This is a genomic window from Amycolatopsis sp. M39 (genome assembly GCF_001651785.1).
Lineage (GTDB): Bacteria > Actinomycetota > Actinomycetes > Mycobacteriales > Pseudonocardiaceae > Amycolatopsis > Amycolatopsis rubida.
This window is the reverse complement of sequence record NZ_LWSF01000002.1, coordinates 248,051-254,722: the sequence shown is the minus strand read 5'-3', so window position 1 is coordinate 254,722 and position 6,672 is coordinate 248,051. Positions and strand designations below refer to the sequence as shown.

The 6,672-nt window shown below is 69.0% G+C and carries 7 protein-coding genes; 5 read left to right on the top strand and 2 right to left on the bottom strand.

Features of this window, described 5'->3' with window-relative positions; translation table 11 throughout:
- A partial coding sequence (locus tag A4R44_RS05905) for an MFS transporter (protein WP_232791537.1) occupies nt 1-1,006 on the bottom strand: 1,006 nt, incomplete at its 3' end.
- Between the two features lie 664 nt (nt 1,007-1,670).
- Between A4R44_RS05905 and A4R44_RS05900 the strand changes: the two genes are divergently transcribed.
- Nucleotides 1,671-2,243: a hypothetical protein gene (locus A4R44_RS05900; protein WP_067577080.1), complete on the top strand. Its 573-nt coding sequence runs from the start codon at nt 1,671-1,673 to the stop codon at nt 2,241-2,243.
- A gap of 112 nt (nt 2,244-2,355) precedes the next feature.
- Here A4R44_RS05900 and A4R44_RS05895 read toward each other — a convergent pair whose 3' ends face one another.
- Complete coding sequence (locus tag A4R44_RS05895; RefSeq protein ID WP_067577078.1) at nt 2,356-3,408, bottom strand: alpha/beta hydrolase; 1,053 nt, start codon at nt 3,406-3,408, stop codon at nt 2,356-2,358.
- A 129-nt stretch (nt 3,409-3,537) separates the two neighbouring features.
- On the opposite strand from A4R44_RS05895, the gene A4R44_RS05890 reads away from it, so the two are divergent.
- The 4 genes from A4R44_RS05890 to A4R44_RS05875 all read left to right on the top strand — a co-directional run bounded on the left by A4R44_RS05890 (nt 3,538) and on the right by A4R44_RS05875 (nt 6,656).
- Entirely contained in the window at nt 3,538-4,110 is a 573-nt protein-coding gene (locus A4R44_RS05890) for an NADPH-dependent FMN reductase (RefSeq protein WP_198545179.1), read from the top strand.
- A gap of 134 nt (nt 4,111-4,244) precedes the next feature.
- Nucleotides 4,245-4,667 carry an organic hydroperoxide resistance protein gene (locus tag A4R44_RS05885; RefSeq protein WP_067577076.1) on the top strand — a complete coding sequence of 141 codons (423 nt, stop codon included), beginning with the start codon at nt 4,245-4,247 and terminating at the stop codon, nt 4,665-4,667.
- 25 nt (nt 4,668-4,692) lie between these two features.
- Nucleotides 4,693-5,169 carry a DNA starvation/stationary phase protection protein Dps gene (gene dps / locus A4R44_RS05880; protein WP_067577074.1) on the top strand — a complete coding sequence of 159 codons (477 nt, stop codon included), beginning with the start codon at nt 4,693-4,695 and terminating at the stop codon, nt 5,167-5,169.
- 95 nt (nt 5,170-5,264) lie between these two features.
- Nucleotides 5,265-6,656 (top strand): glutamate decarboxylase, encoded by a 1,392-nt coding sequence (locus A4R44_RS05875; protein ID WP_067577072.1) that lies wholly within the window; start codon nt 5,265-5,267, stop codon nt 6,654-6,656.
- Nucleotides 6,657-6,672: the final 16 nt, after the last annotated feature.

The following is a 6,672-nucleotide window of genomic DNA, read 5'->3' as shown; positions in this document are numbered from 1 at the left end:
CGACCACCGGGCTCCCCGCGGCCAGCCCGAGCCGGGTCGACGCGTCTTGCAGGCCCATCGCCTCGCCGCGAACGGCGGGCGGCGCGAGTTCGCTGACCGCCTCCGTGGTGGCGGCGAGCGTCGGGGCGCAGACCAGGTTCGTCGGGATCAGCAGAAGCATCAGCAGCCACCATGGCTGCGTCGCCAGCCCGACCGGGATCACCAGTAGCGCCAGCAGCAGCATCAGCAGCCCCTGCGGCAGCGACTTCCGGACCGCGCCGTGCACGATGCCGCCGATCATCGACGCCGCGCACATCACCGCGATGACCAGGCCGGTCCAGCCGACGTCACCGTGCGAGCGCAGCGCGGCCAGCGTCGCGACCTCCGTGCCGACCAGGCAGAACAGCGTTCCGGCGGCGATCAGCAGGGTCGCCAGCAGCCGTCCGGTCAGCCAGGACCGCAGCGGCGGCCGCGCGGTGCCCGCCGGGGCCAGTTCGTCCTCGTTCCGGATCGGCGGGTTGAGCAGGAAGATCAGCAGCGCGGTGACGCCGAAGATGCTGCCGATGCCGCTCAGCGTCAGCGTCGCCGACAGCGACGAGATCGCCGCGATCCCGGCCGCCGGGCCGATCATGAACGACGCCTCGACCAGGATCGTGTCCAGCGAGTACGCCGCGCGCCGCTGCCCGGCGGGCACCAGCGCGGCCAGGATCTGCCGCGCCAGCGAGCCCGCGGGCACCGACAGCACGCCGGCCGGCAGCGCGCACACCACCAGCGCCCCGTAGGAAAGATGCGGGGCCGCGAACCAGAACGCGGTGGACGACAACCCGCATACCGCGACCACCGGGCGCAGGCCGTACCGGTCGATGGTGCGCCCGATCATCGGCGCGCCGAGCGCCATGCCCAGCGTGACCGCCGCGCCGACGATGCCGGCCGCGCCGTAGCCGCGGCCGAGCCCGCTGACGACGTACAGCGTCAGCGTCACGCCGGTCATCGTCATGGGCACGCGTGCGAAGAACATCAGCGCCATCGACGGGCGGACCCCGGGGACGCTCAGGACGCGACGATACGGCTGAAAGGGCACGTACCCCATGAGAGCAAAAGCTGGTACGAGCGTGCAACTTCTTTTCGTCACACTCGCTGAGCGGTGACCCGGCACCCGTCCGGGTGTCGCGCAGGCGTTCGGCGGACCCGGAAAATGCGAGCGCGACCTGGGTGATAACTTCGTCGGCAACGCGAAAAGCATTCTCGCCGCCCATTCGTGAACGGTTTTTCATATTTCCGCGCCGACCGTGGAGTTTTCCGGTCGAAGCGGCGGAGATTCCCCGGGAAAAGGGGGAGGTGGACCCGAATGCGGGCGGCGGTGCGTGCGTGGGGGACCCCCACGGTCGGACGAGCGAGATCACGCCTCCCGACAGGGTGATGAAGGTAATCGATCACGAACTACGCCTGTGTGAGTGAGCGCTGCCGCCGTTCGGGCAATCCGGCTACTATGAGTCAGATTCAGGTCCGCGGCCCGTGATCGTCGGGGGACGCGCAAGCCGTCCACGTTAATCAATTGCGGGCCGGTTCCCGATTCTTGGATTCGGCACGTAAGGGTTAGAAAAACTCCCTATCCGGTGATCGGCTGGTGTTGGGCCGACACGGCGGGTATCGATTTACCCGGCAGGTCCCAGAGGCCAGGGAGGTAAAGAATGAAAGGCAAGATCGGGCGGATCATCGCTGTGGTCGCCGCGGGCAGTTTGCTGGCCGTCGGCACCTCGGGGATGGCCTCCGCGAGCCCGGCGGGCGGCAAGGGGTCCTCGGCTACCCAAGCCGTCGCCGCGCAGGTACTGCAGATGCGGGACGATCTGACCAAGGTGGCGTACGCGGGCGACGTCGCCAAGACGAGGGCGGACCTCACCCGGCTCAGCCCGGTGCTCGCCGACCTCGCGGCGGGCAAGCGCTACCAGGTCCAATCCGAAGCCCAGCAGCTCTCGTCGGCGGCGAAGGTCCGCGCGGACGAGTCCAACCGGCTGCTGGCCGACCCGGCCGCGACGCCGCGGCAGATCCCGCCGCGGCAGATCCCGCCGCTGCCGATCCCGCCGCTGCCGGACCTGCCCGGACCGCTGAAGGCGGTGAGCGACCTGGTCAAGGGCCTGCTCGCCGCGGTCACCAGCCTGCTGGCCGGTCTGCTCGGCGGAGTGCCGGTGCCGCCGCTTCCGGTGCCGACGCCGCCGCTGCCGGCCCCGCCGGTGCCCGCCCCGGTGCCAGTGCCCGCGACCTGAACGGCCTGAGCGGGAGGGGAAAGGCCCGGAGCCTGGTGCGGTTCGCCGCGCCAGGCTCCGTTCCATGTCCGGACTCGTGAGTGCGCATGCCGGTTCTCACCGGCAACGCCACTCACGAGCGGTTGGCGAGCCCCACTCGCAGCGCACCGGCCATTTCCGCGATCGCCTCGCGGAACCGCGTCCCGACCCCGGCGAAGTTGAGGAAGCCGTGGATCAGGTCGGCCTGCCTGCTGACCGCCACCGAAACGCCCGCCGCCCGCAGTTTTTCCGCGTACGCCTCGCCTTCGTCGCGCAGCGGGTCGAAGCCCGCAGTGACGATGTAGGCAGGTGGGAGTCCACTGTGGTCAGACGCGAGCAGTGGCGACATCCGCGGGTCGGCCTTGTCGACGCCCTCAGGCGCGTAATGCCCCTCGAACCACACCATCGCCTCGTCGGTGAGGAAGAGGTCTTCGCCGAACAGTTCGCGAGACCGGCGTCGCGTGGTGAAGTCGACCGCCGGGTAGATCAACAGCTGGAACGCGGGTGCTGGGCCTCCGCGCCGCGTCGCCTCCAGTGCGACGACGGCGGACAGGTTGCCGCCCGCGCTGTCGCCGCCCACTGCGATCCGGTCCGGGTCCGCGCCGAGGTCGGCCGCTTTGGCGTGCGCGTAGTCGAACGCGGCCAGCGCGTCGTCCACCGGTCCGGGGAACGGGCTTTCCGGCGCGAGCCGGTACTCCACCGACAGCACCCGGACCCCGGCGTGCTTCGCGAGGTAGCGCGCGGCGTTGTCGTGCGTGGCCCGGCTGCCGATGACCCATCCGCCGCCGTGGAAGAACACCAGCAGCGGAGACGGTTCCGGCAGGCCCGCCGGGGTGTACAGGGTGGCGTCGAGGGACGCCTCACCGGAGGGGACGGCGACGTCGCGGGTCGTGACGGGCTCGATCCGCTTGCCGTTCACCAGGTGCTGGCCCGCCTCCAGCAGGACGCGGGACTGTTCGACCGACCCGTTGACCAGCGCCGCGCCGGAGAGCTTCTGCAGCCGAAGCAGCAGCTGGGCGTCGAGGGCGAGTTCCTGGCCGTCCAGCCGCAGCGGCTTCCCGGCAATCAGCCTGCGCACCGGCCGGGGCAGCCAGAACACCAACTGCGCGGCGGCAGCCTGGGCGCGGATCTGCAGCGGAATGGCCATCGTTCCTCCTCGAACGCCGGATGAGCCGAGGTTACTTGCCAGTAGGTACGTTGGTCCAGTCGGTGTGTGACCCAGGCCTCCGTCCCAAAGTCTGGTCCTCCAGTTAAGTGGAGGGGTTAGCCTCGATCGGTGACTTCCGCGAAAACGGTCAAGGTGCTGGGCATAGGCGGCTCGCTGCGAGAGGGCTCGCAATCCGAGCGCGCGTTGCGCATCGCGCTCGCCGCCGCCGGGGAACGCGGCGTCGTGACCGAGCTGATCCCGGGCCCCGAGCTGGTCCTGCCGTTCTACGACACCGCGATTCCGGAGCGGGACGAACGCGCGCGGAAGCTCATCGAGGGCGTGCGCCGGGCCGACGGGCTCATCGTCGTCTCGCCCGGTTACCACGGCGGGCTGTCCGGGCTGGTCAAGAACGCCCTGGACTACATCGAAGACCTTCGCGAAGACACCCGCCCCTACCTCGACGGCCGCGCGGTGGGCCTCGCCGCCGTCGCATACGGCTGGCAGGCCGCGGTCACCACGCTCGAACAGCTCCGCACGATCACGCACGCTCTGCGCGGCTGGTCCACTCCGTTGGGTGGTTCGATCAACTCCGCCGAGACGAAATTCGACGAGGGCGACGGCGCGTCCGACGAGAAGAGCGTCCGCACGTTGCGGCTGATCGGAGAGCAGGTCGCGGAGCACGCGTTGCTTCGCGCTCACTGAGGTTTCGCCTCCTCGAATCCCGGTTATTCCCGGGGTGATGACTGCCATGCCGGGGCACGGTTCCGCGGATGCGGGGCGTTGAACTCATCAGAGACGCTGCCTCCGGAGGCGTCCCCGATGAGGAGGTAACACGCATGGCCGAGCCGATCTACACCGCCGTCGCGACCGCGCGAGGAGAAGGCCGCAACGGCGACGTGACGTCCTCGGACGGCGTGCTGGACGAGTCGCTGGCGATCCCCAAGGAGATGGGCGGTCCCGGCGGCGACAAAACCAACCCGGAGCAGCTGTTCGCCGCGGGGTACTCCGCGTGTTTCCTGAGCGCGTTGCAAGCCGTGGCCCGGCAGGCGAAGGTCGCGCTGCCCGCCGCGACGGTGACCGGTTCGGTCAGCGTGTTCAAGAAGGACGCCGGGTTCCAGCTCGGCGTGCGGCTCGACGTGTCGCTGCCCGGTTTGGCGAAGGCCGACGCCGACCAGCTGGTCGAGCAGGCGCACCAGGTCTGCCCGTACTCCAACGCGACCCGCGGCAACATCGAGGTGGAGCTGACCACCACTGTCTGACCAAGAGCGAGGAGGGACACCCGAGATGACCACTTCCCCCATCAAGAGCCCGCTTTCCGACTCCGACAAGGAGATCACCGGCAACGCGCTGCAGGCGACGCTTGCCGACCTGGTCGACCTCTCGCTGATCGCGAAGCAGGCGCACTGGAACGTGGTGGGCCAGAACTTCCGCAGCGCGCACCTGCAGCTCGACGAGCTGGTGTCGACCGCGCGGCAGTACGTCGACGAGGTGGCCGAGCGCGCCGCCGCGATCGGGGTTTCGCCCAACGGCAAGGCGAAAACCGTCGTGGCGACCTCCGGCGTACCGGAGTACCCGGACAACTGGCAGTCCGTCGAATCGACCGTCGCCGCGATCGTCGACACTCTCGCGGCGCTGATCGAACGGCTCCGCAAGCGCATCGACGAGACCGACAAGAGCGACCTCGTGACGCAGGATCTGCTCATCGAGATCACCCGCGCGCTGGAAGAGGCGCACTGGATGTGGCAGGCGCAGCAGGCCTGACCCGCGTCGCCTGAGGAAAAGCCGTCCGCCCTTGTCGCGGACGGCTTTTCCGTATCCGGTGGTCGTCGCGGGCACCCGGCAGTAGGTTCGCTGACATGGTGCTTCATCAGGGGAAACAAGATCGGGCAGACCGGAAGACCGGCACGAATCCGTTGTACGCCGGAAGCAATCCGGCACTCGCCGCGGACTTCACGATGCCGCGCGACCGGCTGCGGGACGATTCGCTGCCGCCGGACACGGCGCTGCAGCTGGTGCGCGACGAGCTGATGCTCGACGGCAACGCGCGGCTCAACCTCGCCACGTTCGTCACGACGTGGATGGAGCCGCAGGCGCGCGAGCTGATGGCCGAATGCGTGGACAAGAACATGATCGACAAGGACGAGTACCCGCAGACCGCGGAACTTGAGCGGCGCTGCGTCAACATCCTCGCCGATCTGTGGCACGCGCCCGACCCCACCGACATCATGGGCTGCTCGACCACCGGATCGTCCGAGGCCTGCATGCTCGCCGGGATGGCGTTGAAGCGGCGCTGGTCGAAGCTGGGCCGCACCGGGAAGCCGAACCTGGTGATGGGCATCAATGTCCAGGTGTGCTGGGAAAAGTTCTGCGAGTACTGGGAAGTCGAGCCGCGGCTGGTGCCGATGGAGGGCGACCGGTACCACCTGTCCGCCGAAGAAGCGGTGAAGCTCTGCGACGAGAACACCATCGGCGTCGTCGCGATCCTCGGCTCGACCTTCGACGGCAGCTACGAGCCGGTCGCCGAGGTCGCGGCCGCCCTCGACGCCCTGCATGAGCGAACCGGCTGGGACATTCCGGTGCACGTCGACGGCGCGTCCGGCGCGATGATCGCCCCGTTCCTCGACGAGGACCTGGAGTGGGACTTCCGGCTGCCGCGCGTCGCGTCGATCAACACCTCCGGGCACAAGTACGGCCTCGTGTACCCCGGTGTCGGCTGGGTGGTGTGGCGCGACAAGGCGGCGCTGCCCGAGGAACTGGTGTTCAACGTCAATTACCTGGGCGGCGACATGCCGACCTTCGCGCTCAACTTCTCCCGCCCCGGCTCGGAAGTCGCCGCGCAGTACTACACGTTCGTCCGGCTGGGCCGCGAAGGTTTCCGCGCGGTACAACAGGCTTCCCGCGACGTGGCGACGTATCTGGCCGGCGAGATCTCCAAGCTGGAGCCATTCGAACTGCTCACCCGCGGCGACCAGCTGCCGGTATTCGCCTTCACCACCCGCTCGGACGTAACCGCGTTCGACGTCTTCGACGTTTCCCGCCGTCTCCGCGAACGCGGCTGGCTCGTGCCCGCGTACACGTTCCCGGACAACCGCACCGACCTGGCGGTACTGCGCGTCGTCATCCGCAACGGCTTCACGCACGACCTCGCTGACCTGCTGCTCGGCGACCTGAAGCGGATACTTCCGGAACTGGACCGCCAGCCGTCCCCGCAGCACGACCCAGCCACGTCGACCGGTTTCCACCACTAGCCCGCTACTAACGAGT